Origin of the sequence: Myxococcus xanthus (genome assembly GCF_013116825.1) — a bacterium.
GTDB classification, from domain to species: domain Bacteria; phylum Myxococcota; class Myxococcia; order Myxococcales; family Myxococcaceae; genus Myxococcus; species Myxococcus xanthus_B.
On record NZ_JABFNS010000029.1, the window covers coordinates 50,403 to 71,590 of the forward strand.

Genomic DNA, 21,188 nt, shown 5'->3' on the forward strand with positions numbered 1-21,188 from the left:
GAAGAAGACCCCGGCACCGGGAAAACGGACACACAGGTCCACGCGAATTCTGAACCCGGGCTTGAGTCTCACTGGAAGTGATGGGGTCTGTTCTAACTCAGGGCCCCGACAATTGGCGGGACGCCCGTTGGGCTGATTCTCCGAGACGCGGCGCCATGGCCCCGCCTTCACCCGGGGTGAACCGGCCCGCATCGACGGTGGGCACCGGGGGCATCGAAAAGAAATCCCCCAAGAAATCCCCCGCGAAAGGGCGGTCGATTCGCGGGGATTCCGTTCGACCACGGAAGCAGGGAGGCTCTTCTCCCGCTCACCCGTGAGGCACGGACCCATGAAGTACCTGCTGATGATCTACGAGAACGAGAAGGCCGCCGAGGCGCTGTCGGAGGCGGACGTCCAGCGCGTGATGGGGGAGTACGGTACCTTCGAGCAGGCCATCCGGCAGAGCGGGCACTTCATTTCGGGCGAGGAGCTGGAGCCCACGGCGGCGGCCACTACGGTGCGCATCCGCGACGGCAAGCGACTGACGACCGATGGCCCATTCGCGGAGACGCGGGAGCAACTGGGCGGTTTCTTTCTCGTGGAGGCCAGGGACCTCGACGAGGCGATTGGCATCGCGTCTCGCATTCCCAGCGCGCGCAGCGGCTCCATCGAGGTTCGGCCGGTGCGGGAATTCACCATGCCCCAGGACTGACGCCGGGGCCCGCGCGGCATGATGGACACCCCCTCCATTCTCGAGCGGGCGCACCGTGAGGATTACGGGCGCATCGTGGCCACGCTCATCCGCGTGCTGGACGGCGACTTCGGCGCGGCGGAGGAGGTGGTGCAGGACGCCTTCGCCGCTGCCTTGAATCAGTGGCCGCGCGAGGGTGTTCCGCGGGAGCCAGCCGGTTGGCTGATGCGTGTCGCGCGCAACAAGGCGGTGGACCTCATGCGGCGGTCCGCTCGCCTGGAGGCGCGCGTGGGCGCGTTGGAGGCGGCGGCGCCATCGGTGGACGGCGCCGAATGGCAGACGTTTCCGGACGACTCGCTGCGGCTGCTCTTCACCTGCTGTCACCCCGCCTTGTCACCCGAGGCACAGGTGGCGCTCGCGCTTCGTTGCCTGTGTGGGCTGACGACGGAGGAGATCGCCCGCGCGTTCCTCGTGTCGCCCGCCACGCTGGCCCAGCGGCTGGTGCGCGCGCAGCGGAAGATACGCACCGCGCGCATTCCCTACGTCATCCCGGAGCCCGAGGCGCTGGCGGAGCGCACCGAGGGCGTTCTGCACACGCTCTACCTCGTCTTCTCGGAGGGCTACGCGGCCACGGACGGGCCGGCGTTGCTGCGAGTGGACCTTTGCGAAGAGGCCCTGCGCCTGGCCCGGCTGGCGCGCTCGCTGCTTCCAGGCGATGCGGAGGTGGCGTCCCTGCGGGCGTTGATGCTGCTGCACCACTCCCGCCGCCGGGCACGCGTGGCGGCGGATGGCGGGCTGGTGCTGCTGGACCGGCAGGACCGTTCGCTCTGGGATGGCGCGCAGCGGGACGAAGGACTGGCGGAGCTGGAGGCCGCGCTCGCCATGGGCGCTCGGGGGCCGTACACGGTGCAGGCGGCCATCGCGGCGCTGCATGCCCAGGCTCCGCGCGCCGAGGACACCGACTGGGCGCAGATTGCCGCGCTGTATGCGCGGCTGGTGGTGCTGACGCCGGGGCCCGTGGTGGCGCTCAACCATGCCGCCGCCGTGGCGATGGCCCGCGGCCCCGAGCACGGATTGTCCCTGGTGGATGACCTGGAGGCCTCCGGACGGCTGGCGGACTACCACCTGCTGCCGGCCGCGCGCGCGGACCTGCTCCGGCGTCTGGGGCGCAAGGACGAGGCCGTGAGTGCCTACCGGCGGGCACTGGCAACGGTCCGCACCGCGCCCGAGCGGCGTTTCCTGGAAGCGCGGCTCCGCGAGCTGCTGGCGGAGTGAAGGCGCCCTCGCTGGCTTCTCGGTGGTCGCTCCAGCGCCTGGGTCAGTCCTCCGTCGATGACGAAGGAGGCACCCGTTCGATGGTGGCGAGCCAGGCCCGCGCGCCCTCCGGGTCGGTCTGCTCGTAGTGCGCCTCCTGGATGGACTTCACGCGCCAGCCTTCCCCGAAGGCCGCGCTCAGGGCCTCCGGTGGAACGGCGCGCGGTCCGTCGCGGAAGTACAGCGCATGGTAGTGCCCGCCGGGCCGGAGCACGCTCGCGAGGCTGGCGGCGAACGCGGGCCGGTCTCCAGGCTCGAAGACATGGAGCAGGGCCGAATCAAGGATGGTGTCGAAGCGCCGGCCCAGCGTGGCCAGCTCCAGGGCGTTGCCCACGCGCAGGTCCACGTCGAGCCCGCGCAGACAGGCCGTCTCGCGTGCCCGCTGGATGGCCGACTCTATCATGTCCACGCCGCACACCGGCAGGCCCTTGGCCGCCAGGAAGAGGGCGTTCTCCGCGAAGCCGCAGCCCACGTCGAGCACCTCGCCGGAAATCGCGCCGGCCTCCCACAACTGGACGAAGGCCCGTTGGGGCCGTCCAATGTCCCAGGGCGCGCCCAGCAGGTATGCCGAGCGGAAGAACTCGCGCCGGACCGCTGCCCCTTCATGCTCCCGCCGCATGCCGCACCTCGCCTTCCTGGGTTTTGTGAGAGCGATGCCGCGGAATCAGGCGGACTCCGAGCGGCTGGAGCGCGAGCGCCGGCCGGGGCCGCACCACGCAGCCCGGTGCCAGCTCCAGTCGGAACCGCCGTGCCACGCACGCGGTGATGAGCACCGTCTCAATCATCGCCAGCGCCGAGCCGATGCAGAACCGGGGGCCGCCGCCGAACGGGAAGTAGACGTACCGGTGCATGCGTTGGGCGTCCTCGGACAGCCAGCGCTCGGGACGGAAGGACTCGGGGGCGTCGAAGTAGCGCGCGTCGCGGTGGGTGACCCACTGGCTCACCGCCAGCATCGTCCCCGCCGGGACGTGGAACCCACCGAGCTCACAGTCGCGCAGCGCCTCCCGGCTGGTAATCCACGCCGGTGAGTACAGGCGCATGGCCTCCTTCACCACCGCCTCCGTGTAGCGCAGGCGCGGAAGGTCGTCGGCGCCAGGGAGCCGGCCCCCGAGCACCGTCTCCAGCTCCTCCACCAGCCGGGCCTCGGCCTCCGGGTGCTGGGCCAGCAGGTACCAGGCCCACACCAGCGCGTCCGCCGTCGTCTCGTGCCCGGACATGATCATCGTCGCCAGCTCATCGCGCAGCTGGGCCTCGGAGAGGGGCACCGGAGCGGACAGCAGCAGGGCGAGCAGGTCCGTGCGCGACTCCGGTTGCTCCCGATAGCGGCGCACGAGCGTCGCGAGCAGCGTGTTGAGCCGGCCCAGGGCGCGGCGCAGGCGGAGGTTGGTGGGCGTGGGCACCCAGATGGGCGGACGCAGGGGGCTGTCGGTGTGCCGCATGACGGCGTCCACGGCGGCGGCCACGTGGTGGGCCTCATCGTCGATGGGCGTGTGGAAGAGGAAGCGGCTGACGATGTCGAGCGCCAGCGCGGACACGTCCGCGTGCACGTCGCGCGCGTCGCCCGGGCGCCACGTCTGGAGCATCGTCTCGGTGAGGGCGACCACGGTGTCACCACACGCGGCCACGTGCTTGCGATGGAACGCGGGCTGGACGAGTCGCCGCTTGCGCAGCCAGTCCTCACCCTCGCTGTTCATCATCGCTTCGGGAAAGCCGCCCTTGTGACGCTTGCCCTGGCCCACTCCGGCGAGCTTCACGAAGTTGCCGTCGCCGTTGACGAGGACGCGTTCAATCAGGTCGGGGTGATTGAGGAGGAAGTTGCGCTTCCCCAGGCGCACCACGTCGCCGTACTCCCTGGCGCAGCGGGTGAGGAACCCCAGCGGGTCCTCGGAGAACTCCACCAGGTTGCCAGCAATGAAGTGGCCCTGGGGCCCCGGCGGAAGGCGCACCTGTGGCATGAAAGGGTCCTGGAGGGGGGAACTGCCGCTGGCGCAGGTGGAGCGAACCATGCGCGCCACCCACGTCGACCAGCTCTTGAGACCCAACCGTCAGGGCACAATGCCTGACGGCTTTTGACTAGTAATAGATATACGGGGCGGAGAGCTTGTCCGCGCGAGCAAACCGCATCAACACAGCCAAAGAGTACAGGGCCTTCTTCATGGCGAACTCCTGGTTTGAGGTGGTGGCGTCTTGCTGTCTGCTGACGTCATGGCCAGCGCGGTGAAATGTGGCACAGCCCGAGAAGGCAGTGCAAGTGTCTGTGATTAGTGGAAACCCCTTGCTTTCCAGGCTGGTGCGCCGCGCCATCACCGGTAGTGGGTGGCAATCCAATCGCCTTCAATCTGCTGCACGGAGATGTCCAACTCGTAGATGGCGCGCAGGACGTCGGGGCGCATGATGTCCTCCGGGCGGCCCTGGAACGCGACCTTGCCGTCGCGCATGGCGACGATGTGGTCGGAGTAGCAGGAGGCGAAGTTGATGTCGTGCAGCACCAGCACGAAGCTCTTGCCCAGCGTGTCCGCGGCGTGCCGGAGCCGCTTCATCATGGACACCGCGTGTTTCAGGTCCAGGCCGTTGAGCGGCTCGTCCAGCAGCACGTGGTCCGTGTCCTGGCAGAGCACCATGGCCACGAAGGCGCGCTGACGCTGGCCGCCGGACATCTCATCCAGGAAGCGGTCGGCGAGCGCGCTCAGCCCCATGTGCTCGATGGCCCGCTCCACGTGTTCGCGGTCCTGCACGGTGGGGCGGCCCTGGGTGTGCGGATAGCGGCCGAAGGTCACCAGCTCACGCACCGTCAGCCGGGCGGAGAGGTGGTTGTCCTGCCGGAGGATGGCCAGCCGCTTCGCGAGCGTGTCCCCCGGCGTGGTGGTGACGTCCAGCCCGTCCACCCAGACGTTGCCCGACGACATGGGCATCACCCGGCTCATCATGGACAGCAGGGTCGACTTGCCCGCGCCGTTGGGGCCGATGATGGAGGTGATGCCGCCCACGGGCAGGCTCAGGGTGACGCCATCCACCACCAGCGTTTCCCCGTAGCGCTTGCTGACGTTCTTCGCCTCGATCATCTCGTGGCCTTTCTCATGAGCATCGCGATGAACACCGCCCCACCGACGAACTCGATGATGACCCGGGGATTGGTGTCCAGGCGGAAGACGCGCTCCAGGATGAACTGCCCGGCGACCAGGGCGATGGCGGCGATGAGCGCGGCGGCGGGGAGGACGAACACGTGCTGGTACGTCCGCATCACCGCGTAGGCGATGTGGGCCACCAGCAACCCCAGGAACGTCACGGGTCCCACCAGCGCGGTAGACACGGCGACCAGGATGGCCACCAGCGCCAGCACCCATGACACCGTCCGCTGGTAGTCCACGCCCAGGTTGATGGCGGCCTCCCGGCCCAGCACCAGGACGTCACAGGCGCGCAGCAGCCGCAGGCCCAGCACGGAGACCCCCAGCGTCAGCACCGTGGAGAGCAGCAGCAGGTCGTGCTCCGGGTTGTTGAAGCTGGCGAAGAAGCGGTCCTGCAGGAAGATGAACTCGTTGGGTTCGATGACGCGCTGGACGAACGACGACAGGCTCCGGAACAGCACGCCCATCACCACGCCGCTGAGCAGCAGCAGGTGGACGTTGCCCCGGGCCATGCCGAAGAGCCAGCCGTGCAGCACGGCGGAGAAGGCCACCATGATGATGACCTCCGCGCCGAACAGGAACCGGGGGTCCAGCCCCGCCACGGTGGTGGAGCCCAGGAAGAACACCAGGCACGTCTGGATGAGCACGTACAGGTAGTCGAACCCCATGATGGCGGGCGTCAGCACGCGGTTGCCCGTCACCGTCTGGAAGAGCACCGTGGAGACGGCGACGGCGTAGCCCACCAGCAACGCGGTGGCGATCTTCTTCCCGCGGAAGGGCAGCACGAAGTCCCACGGGCCGCTCACGTCGACGAGCATGAACAGGGCCATGAAGGCCACGGCCACGCAGCCCAGCACGAGCAGGGGCCGCAGGGGGGGGACGGGCGGGGCGCTAGCCGGCACGGGCGCCTCGCTTCAGCAGGAGGTACAGGAAGAGCACGCTGCCGATGACGCCAGCGATGGTGCCTCCGGGAATCTCATACGGATGGCGCACCACGCGGCCCACGATGTCGCAGAGCAGCACGAAGGCCGCGCCGCTCACCGCGACCCAGGGAATGGACCTGCGCGCGTTGTCGCCCATGACCATGCTGACCAGGTTGGGGACAATCAGGCCCAGGAACGGAATCATGCCCACCGTGACGACCACCATCGCGGTGACCAGGGCGACGATGGACAGCCCCAGCGCGACGATGCGCGGGTAGTTCAGCCCCAGGTTGGTGGTGAACGTCTCGCCCATGCCGGCCACGGTGAGGCGGTCCGCGGCGGTGTAGGCGGCGCAGGTGAGGCCCAGCGTCACCCACAGCAGCTCGTAACGGCCGCGAAGCACGGTGGAGAAGTCGCCGGTGGTCCACGCGTTGACCGTCTGAAGCAGGTCGTACCGGTAGGCGAAGAAGGTCGTCGCCGAATCGATGATGCCGCCCAGAATCAGGCCCACCACCGGGACGATGAGGGCCGAGCGCAGGGGGATGCGCCGCAGCACCAGCAGGAACAGCGCCGTCCCCGCGAGGGCGAAGGCGGTGGCCACCATCATCTTCCCGAGCACCGGAAGGCCCGGCGCCAGCAGGGTGGCGGTCAGCAGGCCCAGGCTGGCGGACTCCGCGGTGCCCGCCGTCGTGGGCTCCACGAAGCGGTTGCGGGCAATCATCTGCATGATGAGGCCCGCGACGCCCAGGGACGTGCCCGCCAGCATGACGGCGAACAGGCGCGGCAGCCGGCTGATGACCAGCACCTGGAGGGCGCGCTCATCCGGCTCGGGAGCGAAGAGGGCGCGCCAGGACACGTCACTGGCGCCAATCAGGAGGCTGACCACCGCCAACGTGACGAGGACGGCGGCGGCGGCGAACGCGCGCTTCACGGTGGGGAGGGACTACTGGGCCTGCGTGTAGGCGCTCGCGACCTGGTCGCGCAGCTGCTTGACGGACTGGATGCCGCCGCCGGTCAGGTAGGTGACGCCGGGGTCCAGGTAGACGACCTGGTTCTTCTGCCAGGCCGTCGTCTGCCGCACCAATTCGTTGTCCAGCACCTGCCGGGCATTGCCTTCCTTCTGACCGGTGGCGGCGTCCCGGTCGATGACGAACAGCCAGTCGGGGTTCTTCTCCCGGATGAACTCCGCGCTGATGGACTCTCCGTGCAGCGAGGTGCGCAGGCCCTCTGCGGCCTCGGGCACGCCGAAGTCACCATGGATGACGCCAAAGCGAGAACCCGGGCCATAGGCGCTCATGCGCCCTCCGGTGACGAGCACGACCAGGCCCTTTCCGCGGGTCGCCGTCACCTGCTGGAGGTCCGCCACCGACTTGCGCAGGTCCTCAATCAGGCCGCGAGCCTTCTCCTCCTTGCCGAAGACGCTGGCCAGCATCTCCGTGTTGGCAATCACCGAGGCGATGAAGTCCTTGCCGCTCATCGGCACATCGATGGTGGGCGCGATGCGGGAGAGGTTCGAATACTTCGCGCTGGAGCGGCCCCCGGTGATGATGAGGTCCGGCTTCGCGGCCTGGAGTGCCTCGTAATCAGGCTCGAACAGGGTGCCCATGCGCGGGTACTTCGCGTCCCGGAACCGGGTCAGGTGTTGGGGGAACATGTCGCCCGCCACGCCGTGGACGTCCACCTCCAGGGCCTGGAGGATGTCCAGCGCCACCAGGTCGAACACCACCACCCGCCGCGGCTTCAATGGGACGACGGTGGTGCCTTGTCCGTGCGTCACCGGCCGGCCCTCCGGCGCGACAGCCGCCGCGGCGGGAGTGGACGCGGTGGCATCCGGGCGCTGGAACCTCACGCCCACCCACAGGACGGCCGGCACGACGACGACGGAAAGGAGGGCGAAGAGCGGAAGGGAACGCCTGTTGGATGGACTCACGGTGGCCATTGAAAGGGTGATTTTGATTCTGCGAATCAGTAGCGCATCATAGATGCTAACGTCCGCACCGTCAAAGCCTGGGTGTTTCTACGTGAGTCTGTTCGACTGCTTCGCGGAGCGGCTGGGCCGCCGCGTGCATTCGCGTGCCGGTCCGTCATGGAGATGAGGAGGGCGGGGCCGGGCGGATGTCTGTGTTCGCCCGCGAATGCAGGGGCATGAAGAGTGCGCGGGCGCCGTCCGCGAGCACCGGCAGGGCCACCGAAGGCTGGAGGACGGCGCCTAGCCCCGCCTGGAGATGCAGGACGCGGTTGAACTGCCGGTGCACGGCGGCGTCCTGGGAGCTGCGCTCCATCATCCGCCGGATGTACCAGTGCAGCACCCCGACGCCGAGCTTCCGCTGGCCGACGGCCTGCGGGTACTGCAGGTCGATGTTCGTGCCCATGAACCAGGGCAGGCGGATGGTGTCGGACAGGCGCTCGCGGAAGCGCTGGGCGAGTCCGTCGAGCGTCGTGGGCAAGCGCCTGGCCTGCTCTTGGATGCAGGCGTGGAGCAGCGCCGCGCCCTGGGCCGCCACCGACATGCCCTGGCCGAAGACGGGGTTGAAGGCACACACGGCGTCACCGACGATGACCCAGTTCTCCGGGAAGCGCGCGAGGCGTTCATAGTGCCGCCAGCGGCTCTCCTTCACCTTGTGCAGGGTGAGCGGCCCTAACGGCCGGGCCTCCCGCAGGCAGGCGTACAGGTCCGGCTGGGGCAGTGAGCGGGCGAACGCGAGGAAGCCCTCGTCGTCCGTGGGCGCGTGCTCACCGAAGTACCCATTGAGGGTGACAATCCAGCGGTCCCGCTCCACGCGGGAGATGAAGCCGGCGCGCCAGTTCGCCGGCGGACACGGGTACTGCATGAGCACCTTCCAGTCCTCCTGGCGGTGCGCGGGAGGCTCGTAGAGGCGGGTGGTGTACGTGAGGTCCACCCGCACCTGTTCCTCCTCGGGACGTGCGTGGCCCAGGGCCTCCAGCCACTGGGGCGCACGCGAGCCCCGGCCCGTGGCATCCACCACCAGCGCGGCCTCCAGCGGCTCCTCCGCGCCGGCCTTCTTCAACCGCACGCCGGTGACGCGCTGGCGGGAGGCGTCCGTGAGCAGCCCTTCGACCGAGACGCCGCCGTGAAACTCGACGTTGGGCAGCGCCAGCACCCGTCGCAGCACGTGCCACTCCAGGAAGGGACGCGTACACACCAGCAGGGGAAGGCCCTGGGGGACGCGCGACTTCCAGACGCCGAAGTGGTGCCACGCGACGTCCCGGGTCGAATCGATGAGCGCGGCCCCCTGGTCCCGGAGGTCCTGGAGGAGGCCGGGGAAGAAGCGCTCCAGGAGGCGGTGACCCGCGTCCAGCATCACGTGGACGTGCGTGCCCTGGGGAACACCTTTGCGCGCCGCGTGCGTGCCGGGGAGCGAATCACGCTCCAGGATGATGACTTTCTCGAAATGGTCCGCGAGCGCGCGGGCGCTCAGCAGCCCCGCCATGCTGCCGCCCATGACCACTGCACGTCCAAAGCGATGTCCAGGCTCGTCCACGTTCAGGCCCCCTGCGTTCCATCCGACGTGCCTGCTTCGGGTGAAGGCATGACCTTCTCCCGGAGCCAGTCCCCGTCAGTGGGGACATTTCATGGCGTGGGTCTGACGTGTGTCGTTGGAATGCGCACGCGCTGCCCTGGCTGGGCGTCTACTCAAAGCAGTTCGCAGCCGGGGATGCAGTAACGCACGTTGATGAGCGTGCGCGTGCCCGTGATGTTGGACTGACACGCCGCGTACTGGGTCGCGGGCTGGCCGTTCTGACGCGTGTTTCCGCACTTCGCCGTACAGGCCTGCACGTTCTCGAGCCAGTAGATGAGGTCTCCATTGGGGCAGTGCGGCGGGTAGCCCAGGCCCTGCTCGACGCTGACGGGGGCCTCACGCTCGGGGACATCCAGGTCGGCCTCTCCGCCACCGCAGGCGATGAGCGACAGGGAGAGACACGCGGTCAGCGAGGCGATGAGACGGGGGGCCTTCATGGCTCGGCTCCTTCCTGGAGTGGACTCCAGCGATGATGCAACAACCACGTCATTCGCTGAAAGCACGTGCCGAGTGCTGCCGCGGAGGACAACCGCGCCAGCACTTCCCATTGGGAGAACGGATGCCACGGCCCGGTCCGTCGCAGCCGCACCGGATGTCGAAGGAGGCTCCCAACAGCAGTCGAGATTCATCGCGTCAGCACCTGAAGAATCGGGAGATGGGCGTCTCCATCGACCGGTTCTTCCTCACCAGCGACCCGCGCGCGCTGCCTTGGCCAGACGCCTTGTCGGATTTCCTGAAGGGACCTGCCCTCCAGGGCAGTGGGCGTTCGCCACCGGGGATGCGCGGGGGCCTGTGCTCCCAGGGGCGCCGTCACGGCGTGAGGCCGCGGATGGCGGCGTGCGTCCGGGCCTGCCTGAAGCAAGGCTCGACGCACGCGGCCGTCGCCGGTGTCGGGAAAGTCCCAGTTGTGACATGAAATGTAACAGCCAGACATCCAGCCATCGGTGATGAGGCTGGTTCTTGCCAGGAGATGCGGGAGGAGCCAAACGAGAGTCCTGTTGTTGCGCGCCTCGTCGTGCTGGTGTGGAGTGGTTGCATTTGCGGGTGGGGCGTCGTGGTTTGACCATGGGTCATGGTTGGATTATCTCTTCGTGCGCTGCTTCATGTCGCAGCCATGAAGCCTGTCGTCCATGCCGATGGTCTGAGAAGGCAGGGCCTCGCTGCGCCGTGCGACAGGCCCGGGTTCGGAGCCGCTCCTCTCGTCGTCCCGCAGCCCTCCTCCACAAGGAAGGTCGCCTGTGAACAGTCCCATCCTGAGAGTTCGAGGTCCTCCGAGGCGGCGCGCGTCTGGTGTTCATTGGCACGGCGGCGGAGTACCCGGGGCTGGCCCTGCCTCCCACGCCGGAGCCGCCTCCGCCCCCGCTGCCTTGAGTCCTCGGCGCCGCCCTTTTCCTGCCCGTCGCGATGCCCCGGTACGCCGGAGGCCCGCGCTCGCCGTTTCGGGTGTCTGGTAAAGTCATCCAGTCGTGGTGCGGGTGTTGTGTTTGGTTTTGCTGGGGTGCGTCTTGATATGTCGTGAGGAGGTCATGGACAATCAAGACGCCCGGACAGGTGATGCGTGAAGGCCTGGACGGGTCGCAGACAAAAACAACACCCCCGGAGGTACGCATGGACGACTCGAAGAAGGGTTCTCGTCGTACGATTCGCGCGCTCGCCTCGCCGGCTGCCCTGACGGTGCTCTTCGGAGCCTTCGCCAGCAACGCCGCGACCCTGAAGCCCGTGGTGAATGACACCATTGGCGTCAGCAACGTCAGCTTCCCGACGACCGAGGTCCAGCAGCAACAGCAACAGCAACAGCAGCAGGTCGCGAAGGCTGGCACCATGGCCAGCGGCAAGCCGGTGATGCTCCAGTCGCTCGTCGCGGACCTGGGCCTCGCATAGCTCCACCGAAGTCTGTTGTCAGCGCTGCCTTCCTGTTGGGAGGCAGCGCTTCCTCGGGGGCATTCAATTCATGGGAGCGCTCCCGGCGCGCGAAGACGCACAGCCTTGTCGGTTCAGCCCAGCACATGGAGGTTCTGGCCCATGGAAACGCCCTTGACGCAGCGGCCCGGTGACACCCCCCAGGAGGCCCGCGACAGCTCGCGACCGGACCTTCATCTCGTCTTCCCTCCGCAGTGGTCTCCGCTCCAGCCCTTCCTGAGCACCCCGTCGCTCAAGGCCTACCTGGAGCAGAAGGGCCACCGCGTCCACCAGGACGACTGGAACGTCGTCTTCTACCGCTGGTTCATCAGCCGGGCGCGCCTGCCCCTGGCGCGGGCGCGGCTGGAGCGCTTCATCGAGGCGCTGACGGATGAGCACCGCCTCTACCGCGCCCGGTGCCTGCAGGCGCTGGCGACGCTGGAGGAGTATGAGCAGCTCATCGTCCAGGTGGAGGGGCTGCGCACTGGCGATACCTACGGCACGGTGGAGCGCTTCAAGGACAGCGTGGACGCGCTCAAGGCGCTGCTCGCGGCGTTCTCCGCGGCGGAGCCCGTCATCGAGGTGGGGACGACATCACTCCAGGACGGCGACGTCCTGGGCTCCATTCCGTCCCTGCTCGCCTTCATCGACAACCGCAACGCCAACCCCTTCATCGCGTTCTTCGAGGAGCAGGTCGCGGGCGTCAAGCAGCTGCCTCGCTACTTCGGTGTGTCCATCATCGGCACCGAGCAGATTGTCGCGGGACTCACGCTCTGCCGCGTGCTGAAGCAGCGCCATCCGGACGTCCCGGTGCTGGTGGGGGGCAGCGTGTTCTCCCGCCTGGTGGAGAAGGAGCGCACGTGGGTCACCCAGCTGTTCGGCAGGTGCTTCGACTTCATCTGCCGGTACGAGGGCGAGCGCCCGCTGGACCGCTTTCTGTCCGTGAAAGACCCACGGGGAGACCGCCCGCCCAACTTCGCCTTCATGGAGGGTGAGAGCCTGGTGCTGACGCCGCTGGGGGACTCACTGCCGATGAGCGAGGTCCCCACGCCGGATTTCGGGGGGCTTCCGCTGGATGAATACCTGTCCCCCGAGATTGTCCTGCCGCTGCTGACGACGCGCGGCTGCTACTGGGGGAAGTGCGCGTTCTGCTACCACGGCATGATTTACGGCGACCGCTACCGCATGCGCGCGCCCGAGATGATTGCCAAGGACCTGGAGGTCCTCAACGCGCGCCATGGCGTCCGGCACTTCGCGTTCAACGACGAGGCGCTGCCGCCCAAGCTCTTCCGCATGTTGCCGCCCGCCGTCCCCAAGGGGCGCTACTTCTTCACCGCGCTCTACAAGTTCGAGAAGTACTTCACGCGGGAGGACTTCCAGAACATGCACGACATCGGCTTCCGCTCGCTCTACATCGGGCTGGAGACGGCGTCCGAACGCGTGCAGCGCCACATGCGCAAGAACAACACGCAGAAGGTGATGGTGGACAATCTCCAGTTCGCGCACGACGCGGGCATCTGGAGCCATACCTTCAACTTCTTCGGCTTCCCCACGGAGACGGAGGCCGAGGCGGAGGAGACCGTCCAGTTCCTGCTGGGGCATTCGGACATCCTGCACTCGGAGGGAACGGGGACCTTCGTCTTCGAGCACAACGCGCCCATCCACCTGTCGCCCGAGCAGTTCGGCGTGAAGACCTTCAAGCCGCGCACGGACACCGTGCTGGACCTCTTCTATGAATACGAGCCCGCCACGGGGCTGGACGCGGCTGGCGCGCAGGCCATGCTGGAGCGCTACAACCGCCTCAAGCGCGAGCGCAAGGTCTACCAGCACGGGCACTGGGTGGACCGGGAGCACCTGCTGCTGCTGCTCAGCCGCTACGGGCGGGACGCACTGAAGAAGGCCTTCGCCGAGGTCGAGGATTCGGACCGGGGCTATTCCGCGGCGGAGCTGCTGCGGGGCTATGAATTCAACACGCCCGAGGGCAAGCGTCACTTCGTGGTGAACCGGCGCTTGCGCCGGGTGTGCATCACCAACGAGGACGCGGTGCGCATCGTCGGGTGGCTCCAGTTCGGCTCCACGGTGGAGGACCTGCTCACCGCCTATCCCGCGCTGTCGGCCGCGCTGGACCCGGTGCCCGAGGACGTGGAGGAGCTGACAGCGCTGCGCGAAGCGTCCTGAGGCCGGGCGCCCGTGTCCCTCGTCCCTGGAGGCCCAGGGCGCGAGGGACAGCGCCCCGTCATCGCTTCTGGATGGCGATGATGGGGTCCACGCGGGAGGCGCGGCGCGCGGGCAGCCAGGTGGCCAGCAGCGCCACGCCGCCCAGCAGCAGGGCGAACACGCCGAAGGTCAGTGGGTCCGTCCCGCTGACGCCGTACAGCAGGCTTTCCATGTAGCGGGACAGTCCGAAGGCGGCGACGAGCCCCACGCCGATTCCCAAGCCCGCCATCTTCATGCCCTGGTCCATGACCAGCCGCACCACCCGGCTCGGAGGTGCCCCAAGCGCCATGCGGATGCCAATCTCCTGGGTGCGTTGCGAGACGAGGTAGGAGATGACGCCGTAGAGGCCCGCGGTGGCCAGCACCAGCGCGATGAGCGCGAACGCGCCCAGGAGCGTGAGGCTCAGGCGCCGTCCCGCCACGGACTGCTGGATGATCTCCTCCATGGTCATGATGTTGTAGAGCGGCTGCTCGGAGTCCACTGCGCGCACCGCGCCGCGCAGCGTGGCTGCTACGCCAGCGGGCGCCGTGCGTGTCTTGAGCACCAGCGTCACCGCTTGGAAGTACCAGAGCGTGGAGCGTGGATGGTTGTAGGGGAGGTGGACCTCGGGGAGGGGCTGCTGGTCCAGGCCCGCCTGCCGCACGTCTCCCACCACGCCGATGATTTCCACGGGCTGGCCCCCGATGAGCAGCCGGCGTCCCACAGCCTCGCTTCCCGCGAAGTGCCGGCGGGCGAGGGCCTGGTTGACGATGACGACCTGCTCGGCGCCGCGGCCGTCGTCCTCGGTGAAGTCGCGGCCGGCCAGCAACGGTATCCCCAGCGACTTGAACAGGTCCGGGCTGGTCGTCCTGAACTCCGCGAACAGCGTCTTGCCCGGCTCCGCCGGCAACTCTCCCTCCACGCCGTAGTCCCCGCTGGTCCACGCCGTCTGGATGGGCAGCAGGGAGATGAGCGCCGCGGACTCCACGCCCGGGAGCGTCCGGGCCTTCTCCAGGATGGGCTGGAAGAGGCGCTCGACGACCTCCTCCCGAGGGTACTGGTTCGGGGTGATGGGCAGGTGGGCGGTGAGGACGTGGCGCGGCTCCAGCCCGGGCTCGGTGCCCAGCAACTTCACGAAGCCTCGCAGCAGCAGCCCCGCTCCCACGAGCAGCACCAACGACAGGGCCACCTCCGTCACGACGAGCGCGCCGCGAAAGGAGTGGTGCGCGCGCGACGGAGACTGCTTGGCCCCTGGCTCGGCGAGGCTGGCGCGCAGCGGCGTGCGCGTGGCCTGGAGCGCCGGTGTCAGGCCGAAGGTGAGCGCGCTTCCCACGGATATCAGCAGGAGGAATCCGAGGACCCGCCCGTTGAGGGGAAGGTCTCCGGTGAGTGGGAAGGACGCCCGGACCAGGTTGCCCATGGCGTTCACACCCCAGGCGCCCAGGAGCACGCCCAGCAGCCCGCCCAGCAGCGACAGCAGCAGGCTCTCCACCAGGAGCTGCCGCAGGATGTGTCCCCGGCTCGCGCCCAGTGCGAAGCGGACGGCAATCTCCTGCTGCCGCGCGGAGGTCCGGGCGAGCAGCAGGTTGGCCACGTTGGCGCATGCGATGAGCAGCACCAGCAGCACCGCGCCCTGCAGGAGCAGCAGCGTGGGCCGCACGTTGCCCGTCACCGTCTCCGACAAGGACACCGCCGCGGCGCTCCGCCCGGCTTGCTGCGCGGGGTGCGCTTCCTCGATGCGGCGCGCCACTTCCTTCAGCTCCGCGGCGAGCGTCTGGGGAGGGACACCCGGGCGCAGCCGCCCGAGGACACTCAGGAAGTGCGAGCCCCGGTTGTCCACCCTGTCAGCGGAGGGGACGAAGGGGATGAAGACCTCCATCCGGGCCCCCGCGGGAAATCCCACCGCCGTGGGCAGGATGCCCACCACGGTGTGCGGCTGGCCGTCCAGCGTCAGCGTGCGTCCGACGAGGCCCGGGTCGGCTCCGAAGCGGCGTTGCCACAGGCCCTCGCCGATGACGACGACGGGCGCGGCCCCGGGCTGGTCATCTCCGGGCGCGAAGCCGGGGCCCAGCTTGGGCGGCGTGCCCAGGAGTTGGAAGAGGTTGGCCGTGGCCGCCACCACGTTCACCCGCTCCGCGCCCTCGGGCGTATTCAGGTTGCGGCCCTGGAACTCGTAGGCGGCCACGCCTTCCAGCGAGGGGAGCTGGGTGGACCAGTCCTGGTAATTGGGCCACGACACCGAGCCCAGCCACGCCGGGTCCCGCGCCGGTGTCGTCTCGAAGAGGCGAACGAGCTGCCCTGGCTCGTGGTAGGGCAGCGGGCGGAGCAGCACCGCATCCACCACGCTGAAGATGGCCGCGTTGGCGCCAATCCCAAATGCCAGACACAGCACGGCCACCAGCGTGAAGACCGGGTCCTTCCGGAGCATCCGCATCGCGAACTTGAAGTCGCTCGCGATGTCCCCCACTCCGTCGGCGATACGGGCCATGTCCACCTCGCGCGGGTAAGCCTAGCAAAAACAGCTCACCCGGCAATGAACCCAGGCACGGAGTGGCGGTGGTCAGGCATTGGAGGGGACGGGCGCGTCCCGCGCAATCAACCCGTCCTTCTTCAGCGCCTCCCAGAAGGCGTCTGGAATCGCGACCGTCATGGATTGCACGTTCGCCTTCACCTGTTCGGGCGTGCGCGCTCCTGGAATGACGGAGGAGACGACAGAAGGCGCGGCGGCGAACTGGAGCGCGTCACCTCAGTGGGGAGGGATGCCCTGCTTCTCGCTGGGCGTCTCCGTGTAGATGGACTTGAACAGCGAGGCCAGTCCATTGACGGTGGAGCCGAAGGCCTCCACGCCCGCCTGTTTGTAGTTGCCCTTCTTGGCGCTCTCGAAGGCGTCCCGGCCGAAGTTCAGGGCCTCGCGCTGGTGGGCGTTGACCTCGCTGCGCTCCCCCGTCTCCACCTTCTTCACGTTGTCGATGACGCTGGCCTGGGAGCGCGAAGAGATGCCGATGTTGTTCCGGTCGAGAATCTGGTTCACGCCGCCGACCGCGTGGGCGTAGTCGCTCTTCTTGCCCTGCGTGGTCTGGTCGATCTGCTGCCGCATCGGATTCTGGAACGTGTGGTTCTGCTTGACCTTGAACATGGCGTTTCCCCCGTGGGCCTTCGCGGCCCCGCGATGTGTTTCTTGAAATGATTGTCGGGGTATGTGGGCGAAAGTTTCCTGTGTGCGCCTTTTCTCCCACGAAGCCGCGGTCAGCCCCCGGATGGCATACAGCGTGAGGCGCCGGGTGCTTCAGGGGCCGCCCTTGGGCGGCGCGCGCTGAGGCGAGCCCTCCGCGGCGGCGCCATGCTTCACGGGACATGTCCTGGGGAAGGTTCCCAGGGATTCGACGGCGTAGCCAGTCGGGTAGCTGCGGATGTTCGCGCGCTCCCGGGCGTAGGCGGGCTCCTTCTTTGGAGACAGTGCGTAGCGTACGAACGTGCCGCGCGCCTTGAGCGCCAGACGGAACACCTTGCGGCTGAGGCCAGACGGGTGGGGGTAGTGGAACGCGTCCAGCAGGGCGTCTTCCATCAGCGTGCGCGCGAAGAGGGTGACCAGCCGCTTGGGCGCGAGGTTCGTCGGCGGGAAGGTGGTGAGCAGCTCCAGGGTGGCGTCCGCGACGGCCTTGCTGCGCGCGTCAAAGGCGAAGTGTTTGGCCTCGTAGCCGTCCATGAGCGAGGTGAAGGCCTCGTAGGTCTCCGGGATGTCCTGGATGCCCATGTGGCGGCCGACGGCGCGGTAGTAGTTCGTCCATCCCGTCACTTCATGTGGCGTGAACGGCCGCCATCCGAAGTCCGCAATCCAGCGCACGGGCGTCACCACGAAGGTGGAGAGCACGTAGCGCATGTCATCGTTGGAGATGTCATAGGCGCCGTGCATCTGGTTCATGCGCCGGAAGGCGCTCCGGCCTTCCTGGCTGGCCATGCCGTGCTCCAGGATGGTGTCCAGGATGAGCACGGTGTCGTCGTAGCGCTTCTGGGTGCGTTGGGTGAACTCGCCCGTGTCGTGCAGGAGGACGCCGATGCTGGGCACCGCGTAGGTGCGGAACAGCGCGAAGCTGAGCGCCTGTTCGACGTCCCACGGGAACTCGCGGGTGGCGAGGATGCGGACGATGTCCTCGTGTTGGGTCTGGGCGTCGAGGCGGTCCGTGAGGTCGCGCAGCGCGAAGCGGTTCATCCATCGCTCCTCTGTGAATGCGAACGCGGAGTCTAGCCCAGACAGGGCCTGCCGCGCTCGCTGGCGCTGCGTCGGGTCCTCGCCCGCACGGTTGCTGACGCTCGCGCCCGGGTTGGCACCTTTCCGGCGGCGTCCGTCCCGGGCGCCGGACCAAGGAGCAGCGCGCATGAACCTGGACCCTTCCACGCAGAAGTTCGTCTCGGACCTGGCGGCCTCGAACAGCCCGCCGCTGTACACCCTGACGCCAGAGCAGGCACGGGAAGTCCTCCTCGAGGCGCAGTCGATTCCAGTGCCCATGCCAGACGCGGACGTGGAGGAGCGCAAGCTGCCCGTGGGGCCCAGGGGCTCCGTCCGGACGCTGCTCTTCCGGCCGAAGGGGAGCAAGGAGCGCCTGCCGGTGCTGATGTTCGTCCACGGCGCGGGCTGGGTGATGGGAGATGCCAGGACGCACGAGCGGCTGGTGCGGGAGCTGGTCCAGGGGGCGAATGTCGCCGCGGTGTTCGTGGACTATGGCCGCTCGCCTGAGAACACGTTCCCCGTGGCCATCGAAGAGGCCTATGCCGCGACGAAGTACGTGGCGGAGCACCCGGATGAATTCAACGTGGATGCCCGCCGCATGGCGCTGGTGGGAGACAGCGTCGGAGGGAACATGGCGACCGTCGTCAGCATGCTCGCGAAGGAGCGCGGGGGCCCGTCCATCCGCTTCCAGGTGCTCTTCTATCCCGTCACCGACGCCAACTTCGACAGCGGCTCCTACCAGGAGTTCGCGGAGGGGCCGTGGCTGACACGCAAGGCGATGAAGTGGTTCTGGGATGCCTACCTGCCGGAGGCCGGCAAGCGCGTGGACCCGCACGTGTCCCCGCTGCGGGCGTCACTGGACCAGCTCAAGGGCCTGCCTCCCGCGCTGGTCATCACCGACGAGAACGACGTCCTGCGTGACGAGGGCGAGGCCTACGCGGCGAAGCTCTCCGAGGCGGGCGTCAACGTCACCCAGGTTCGCTTCCTGGGGACGCACCATGACTTCGTCATGCTCAACGCGCTGGCGCAGACGCCGGCGGCGCGAGGCGCCATCGCGCTGACCACCACCAAGCTGCGCGAGTGGCTGCACGCGAACTGAGCCCGCCTTTCATTTTCTGAGAGCCGGCCGAGGAGACTGGCGAGCGCATGACGAGCGCCGGCTCTCCAAGGCAATGGCTGCATGCCAGCTGCCTCTCAATCTTGGCGCCTCCCCCCGCTGCATTCGAGGTCGCCATGAAGCGTCTGTCTCTCAAGTCCTCATTCGCTGTTGCCAGTTGCGTGAGTGGTATTGCCGCGCTGGCGTTCACGGTCGCTCCCGCGGCGGCGTTCGCGCAGGTTCCCCCACCCGAGTTCACCCTGGTCGAGTGCACGCAGGGAAGCCAGAGTCAGAACTACACGCCGGCCATCTCGCTCTTCGCCCACCTGGTGAACGTGACGGGCTCGGGGCGGTTCTCGTCCTGTCTGGATGCGGCGAACCCCGGGATTGCCTTTGGTTCGTTCACCATCACCGGGAATGGCGTGGCGAGCTGTCTGATTGCGAGCGTGCCCACCCAGAACACCGTGACCTGGAATGACGGCTCGCAGAGCGTCATCGAGTTCCTCGGTGGGGTGGATGTGCGGCCGGTGGGGATGACGATGGTGACGCTGCTGGGCCGGGTCTCCAGCGGCCGGTATGAGAACGCGCTCGCCATCAAGACGATGGACGTGTCGTCCATGCCCGGGGTGACCCAGTGCATCCTCGGCGGAGTGCCCTCCGCCACGGCGAACGTCTCGCTGTCCCTGCTGCGGCTGTTCTAATCGCTGTCTTCGGTATTTGATTTGCTGGGGCCCGAGGTCGTGGCCCCAGGTGCTCAACGTGGACAGCAGGGCCGTGCTGCTCACGTGCTGAAGCCGGTTCCCCCTCAGGGCCGCAGGAGGAGGAGGAATCCATCCCGAGGGCGAGGGTAGGGCGTGCCTTCTGGAAGAGCGCGCGCCAGCGCGCCCGCCGCGACCGTGTAGCCGCTCGAGTCCACCGCCACCGTGCGCGCCAGGGTGGGGCTTGGACTGGTGAAGCTGCGCACCCAGAGCGAAGCGCCGTCCTCCGGATGGAGCCGGGCCACGTAGAGGCCCGCGGGCACATCGCCGCCGCCCAAATCCAGCCCGCCATCATGCGAGCCCGCCAGGGTGAGCTGCCCGGCATCATCCGTGGCCAGCGCGGTGGTGGTGGCCGCGAAGGAGCGCGCCCAGCGTTCCTTGCCTTGGGCATCAAAGACAGCCACGAAGCCCTGATAGCCGCTGGAGCTGTGAGGCTTCCCCCGGAAGTAGAAGCGCCCGGAGAAGTTCCCACCGACGAAGACGCGGTCAGGCCCCACCGCCAGGGCATTGGCGGTGCCCTCGGTGCCGCGCAAGTCCCGGCTCCAGGCGTGCTCGCCGTCCGAAGACAGCTTCAGCACGAAAGGCGTGCGTTGCCGCACCGTGACGAGCGTCGGCCCGCCAAAGCAGACGGAACCCGCATAGGCCCCCGCGACGTGCACGCCGCCAAAGACATCCACCGCCACGGCCCGGGCCGTCACCAGGCCTTCGTTCTCCGCGGCCCAGGTGCGGCTCCAGCGCGTCTGGCCGCTGGCGTCCAGGCTCACCGCGAAGGCGGAGCGCTGGCCCTGTGGAGATTCCCTCACGCCGTCGCCGAAGTCGCGCTGGCCCTGGAAGTCTCCCACCAGCACCACGCCGCCAGTGCCGTCCGGCGCGAGCGCGTTGACGGTGAGCGCCCCCGTGCCGTCGAAGTTCCGCACGCGCTCCAGCGCGCCCTGGGGTGACAGCCGAGCCAGGAAGGCTCCGGGCGGGATTTTCACCGCGCCCTGCGCGAAGCCTGGGGACACGCCGCCCAGCCACGCGTTGCCTTCGCCATCCACGGCGAGCCCGCCCACGTGTGCGCGCGCGGAGTCTGCCTCCGGTGTCAGCCCATGCGCCCAGCGCAGGGTGCCTTCCGAAGAGAAGCGCGCCACCAGCAGGTGAGGCGCTCTCGATACGTGGTTGAAGGGCAGGGAGCCTCCCCCAAGGTCCAGAGGCTCACGGTAGGTCGCCGCGACGAGGACGTCCCCGTCGGGAGCCACCACGGCATGTGGCGCTTCGCTGTCCCCCAGAACCAGCGGACGCGTCCACGCCAGGACCCCCTCGCCCTCACCTGCAGCCGACCCCGCCACCTCCAAGCCCGGGGCGCGGGCTGCCGCGTGCGCCCTCTCCCCGCACCCCACGAGGAGAAGCCCGAACGCCAGCACCCCGATTGCCCATCGCCGCCGCCCCACCATCCCC

The 21,188-nt window shown here is 68.4% G+C and carries 19 protein-coding genes; 6 read left to right on the forward strand and 13 right to left on the reverse strand.

Going from position 1 to position 21,188, the window contains the following annotated elements; all coding sequences use genetic code 11:
* Positions 1-328: 328 nt before the first annotated feature.
* On the forward strand, positions 329-691 hold the full coding sequence (locus HNV26_RS11070) for a YciI family protein (protein WP_171440356.1): 363 nt from the start codon (positions 329-331) through the stop codon (positions 689-691).
* A gap of 18 nt (positions 692-709) precedes the next feature.
* On the forward strand, positions 710-1,945 hold the full coding sequence (locus HNV26_RS11075) for an RNA polymerase sigma factor (RefSeq protein ID WP_171440355.1): 1,236 nt from the start codon (positions 710-712) through the stop codon (positions 1,943-1,945).
* Positions 1,946-1,988: 43 nt separating this feature from the next.
* Here HNV26_RS11075 and HNV26_RS11080 read toward each other — a convergent pair whose 3' ends face one another.
* The 9 genes from HNV26_RS11080 to HNV26_RS11115 form a co-directional block, all read right to left on the reverse strand.
* Positions 1,989-2,603 carry a class I SAM-dependent methyltransferase gene (locus HNV26_RS11080; RefSeq protein WP_171440354.1) on the reverse strand — a complete coding sequence of 205 codons (615 nt, stop codon included), beginning with the start codon at positions 2,601-2,603 and terminating at the stop codon, positions 1,989-1,991.
* Positions 2,587-3,939 carry a cytochrome P450 gene (locus HNV26_RS11085; RefSeq protein WP_253816450.1) on the reverse strand — a complete coding sequence of 451 codons (1,353 nt, stop codon included), beginning with the start codon at positions 3,937-3,939 and terminating at the stop codon, positions 2,587-2,589. Before HNV26_RS11085 ends, HNV26_RS11080 begins: the two co-directional genes overlap by 17 nt.
* A gap of 118 nt (positions 3,940-4,057) precedes the next feature.
* Positions 4,058-4,288, reverse strand: a complete 231-nt coding sequence (locus HNV26_RS39250; RefSeq protein ID WP_216612075.1) for a cittilin family RiPP precursor — start codon at positions 4,286-4,288, stop codon at positions 4,058-4,060.
* The gene (locus HNV26_RS11090; RefSeq protein WP_171440352.1) at positions 4,288-5,046 is read right to left on the reverse strand and encodes an iron ABC transporter ATP-binding protein; all 759 of its coding nucleotides are present in this window, start codon (positions 5,044-5,046) and stop codon (positions 4,288-4,290) included. Before HNV26_RS11090 ends, HNV26_RS39250 begins: the two co-directional genes overlap by 1 nt.
* Complete coding sequence (locus tag HNV26_RS11095; protein ID WP_171452793.1) at positions 5,043-6,011, reverse strand: iron chelate uptake ABC transporter family permease subunit; 969 nt, start codon at positions 6,009-6,011, stop codon at positions 5,043-5,045. Before HNV26_RS11095 ends, HNV26_RS11090 begins: the two co-directional genes overlap by 4 nt.
* A complete protein-coding gene (locus HNV26_RS11100; protein ID WP_171445048.1) occupies positions 6,001-6,963 on the reverse strand; it encodes an ABC transporter permease in 963 nt (320 codons plus the stop codon). Before HNV26_RS11100 ends, HNV26_RS11095 begins: the two co-directional genes overlap by 11 nt.
* Positions 6,964-6,975: 12 nt before the next feature.
* Positions 6,976-7,905, reverse strand: coding sequence for a siderophore ABC transporter substrate-binding protein (locus tag HNV26_RS11105; RefSeq protein ID WP_366816838.1), 930 nt, complete (start codon positions 7,903-7,905; stop codon positions 6,976-6,978).
* Between the two features lie 211 nt (positions 7,906-8,116).
* The gene (locus HNV26_RS11110) at positions 8,117-9,535 is read right to left on the reverse strand and encodes an FAD-dependent oxidoreductase (RefSeq protein WP_171445046.1); all 1,419 of its coding nucleotides are present in this window, start codon (positions 9,533-9,535) and stop codon (positions 8,117-8,119) included.
* A 152-nt stretch (positions 9,536-9,687) separates the two neighbouring features.
* Complete coding sequence (locus HNV26_RS11115) at positions 9,688-10,011, reverse strand: hypothetical protein (RefSeq protein WP_171445045.1); 324 nt, start codon at positions 10,009-10,011, stop codon at positions 9,688-9,690.
* Positions 10,012-11,182: 1,171 nt separating this feature from the next.
* On the opposite strand from HNV26_RS11115, the gene HNV26_RS11120 reads away from it, so the two are divergent.
* Together HNV26_RS11120 and HNV26_RS11125 are read left to right on the forward strand one after the other, a co-directional pair.
* Entirely contained in the window at positions 11,183-11,455 is a 273-nt protein-coding gene (locus HNV26_RS11120) for a hypothetical protein (RefSeq protein ID WP_253816451.1), read from the forward strand.
* 141 nt (positions 11,456-11,596) lie between these two features.
* Positions 11,597-13,651, forward strand: a complete 2,055-nt coding sequence (locus tag HNV26_RS11125) for a B12-binding domain-containing radical SAM protein (protein ID WP_171445043.1) — start codon at positions 11,597-11,599, stop codon at positions 13,649-13,651.
* A 58-nt stretch (positions 13,652-13,709) separates the two neighbouring features.
* On the opposite strand, the gene HNV26_RS11130 is transcribed toward HNV26_RS11125, so the two are convergent.
* The 3 genes from HNV26_RS11130 to HNV26_RS11145 form a co-directional block, all read right to left on the reverse strand.
* Positions 13,710-16,157, reverse strand: coding sequence for an ABC transporter permease (locus tag HNV26_RS11130; RefSeq protein WP_171445042.1), 2,448 nt, complete (start codon positions 16,155-16,157; stop codon positions 13,710-13,712).
* A 258-nt stretch (positions 16,158-16,415) separates the two neighbouring features.
* Complete coding sequence (locus HNV26_RS11140; RefSeq protein WP_171445041.1) at positions 16,416-16,805, reverse strand: hypothetical protein; 390 nt, start codon at positions 16,803-16,805, stop codon at positions 16,416-16,418.
* Between the two features lie 150 nt (positions 16,806-16,955).
* Positions 16,956-17,879 carry an oxygenase MpaB family protein gene (locus tag HNV26_RS11145; protein ID WP_171445040.1) on the reverse strand — a complete coding sequence of 308 codons (924 nt, stop codon included), beginning with the start codon at positions 17,877-17,879 and terminating at the stop codon, positions 16,956-16,958.
* Between the two features lie 166 nt (positions 17,880-18,045).
* On the opposite strand from HNV26_RS11145, the gene HNV26_RS11150 reads away from it, so the two are divergent.
* Together HNV26_RS11150 and HNV26_RS11155 are read left to right on the forward strand one after the other, a co-directional pair.
* Positions 18,046-18,996, forward strand: coding sequence for an alpha/beta hydrolase (locus tag HNV26_RS11150; RefSeq protein WP_171445039.1), 951 nt, complete (start codon positions 18,046-18,048; stop codon positions 18,994-18,996).
* A 179-nt stretch (positions 18,997-19,175) separates the two neighbouring features.
* On the forward strand, positions 19,176-19,694 hold the full coding sequence (locus tag HNV26_RS11155) for a hypothetical protein (RefSeq protein ID WP_366816839.1): 519 nt from the start codon (positions 19,176-19,178) through the stop codon (positions 19,692-19,694).
* 104 nt (positions 19,695-19,798) lie between these two features.
* On the opposite strand, the gene HNV26_RS11160 is transcribed toward HNV26_RS11155, so the two are convergent.
* Positions 19,799-20,992 (reverse strand): SMP-30/gluconolactonase/LRE family protein, encoded by a 1,194-nt coding sequence (locus HNV26_RS11160; RefSeq protein WP_366816840.1) that lies wholly within the window; start codon positions 20,990-20,992, stop codon positions 19,799-19,801.
* Positions 20,993-21,188: the final 196 nt, after the last annotated feature.

Excerpts from the sequence above, each read along its gene's own strand:
- HNV26_RS11070 (WP_171440356.1), top strand. The coding sequence starts at position 329 with ATGAAGTACCTGCTGATGATCTACGAGAACGAGAAGGCCGCCGAGGCG.
- HNV26_RS11075 (WP_171440355.1), top strand. The coding sequence starts at position 710 with ATGATGGACACCCCCTCCATTCTCGAGCGGGCGCACCGTGAGGATTAC.
- HNV26_RS11080 (WP_171440354.1), bottom strand. The coding sequence starts at position 2,603 with ATGCGGCGGGAGCATGAAGGGGCAGCGGTCCGGCGCGAGTTCTTCCGC.
- HNV26_RS11085 (WP_253816450.1), bottom strand. The coding sequence starts at position 3,939 with ATGCCACAGGTGCGCCTTCCGCCGGGGCCCCAGGGCCACTTCATTGCT.
- HNV26_RS39250 (WP_216612075.1), bottom strand. The coding sequence starts at position 4,288 with ATGGCGCGGCGCACCAGCCTGGAAAGCAAGGGGTTTCCACTAATCACA.
- HNV26_RS11090 (WP_171440352.1), bottom strand. The coding sequence starts at position 5,046 with ATGATCGAGGCGAAGAACGTCAGCAAGCGCTACGGGGAAACGCTGGTG.
- HNV26_RS11115 (WP_171445045.1), bottom strand. The coding sequence starts at position 10,011 with ATGAAGGCCCCCCGTCTCATCGCCTCGCTGACCGCGTGTCTCTCCCTG.
- HNV26_RS11120 (WP_253816451.1), top strand. The coding sequence starts at position 11,183 with ATGGACGACTCGAAGAAGGGTTCTCGTCGTACGATTCGCGCGCTCGCC.
- HNV26_RS11125 (WP_171445043.1), top strand. The coding sequence starts at position 11,597 with ATGGAAACGCCCTTGACGCAGCGGCCCGGTGACACCCCCCAGGAGGCC.
- HNV26_RS11130 (WP_171445042.1), bottom strand. The coding sequence starts at position 16,157 with ATGGCCCGTATCGCCGACGGAGTGGGGGACATCGCGAGCGACTTCAAG.
- HNV26_RS11140 (WP_171445041.1), bottom strand. The coding sequence starts at position 16,805 with ATGTTCAAGGTCAAGCAGAACCACACGTTCCAGAATCCGATGCGGCAG.
- HNV26_RS11145 (WP_171445040.1), bottom strand. The coding sequence starts at position 17,879 with ATGAACCGCTTCGCGCTGCGCGACCTCACGGACCGCCTCGACGCCCAG.
- HNV26_RS11150 (WP_171445039.1), top strand. The coding sequence starts at position 18,046 with ATGAACCTGGACCCTTCCACGCAGAAGTTCGTCTCGGACCTGGCGGCC.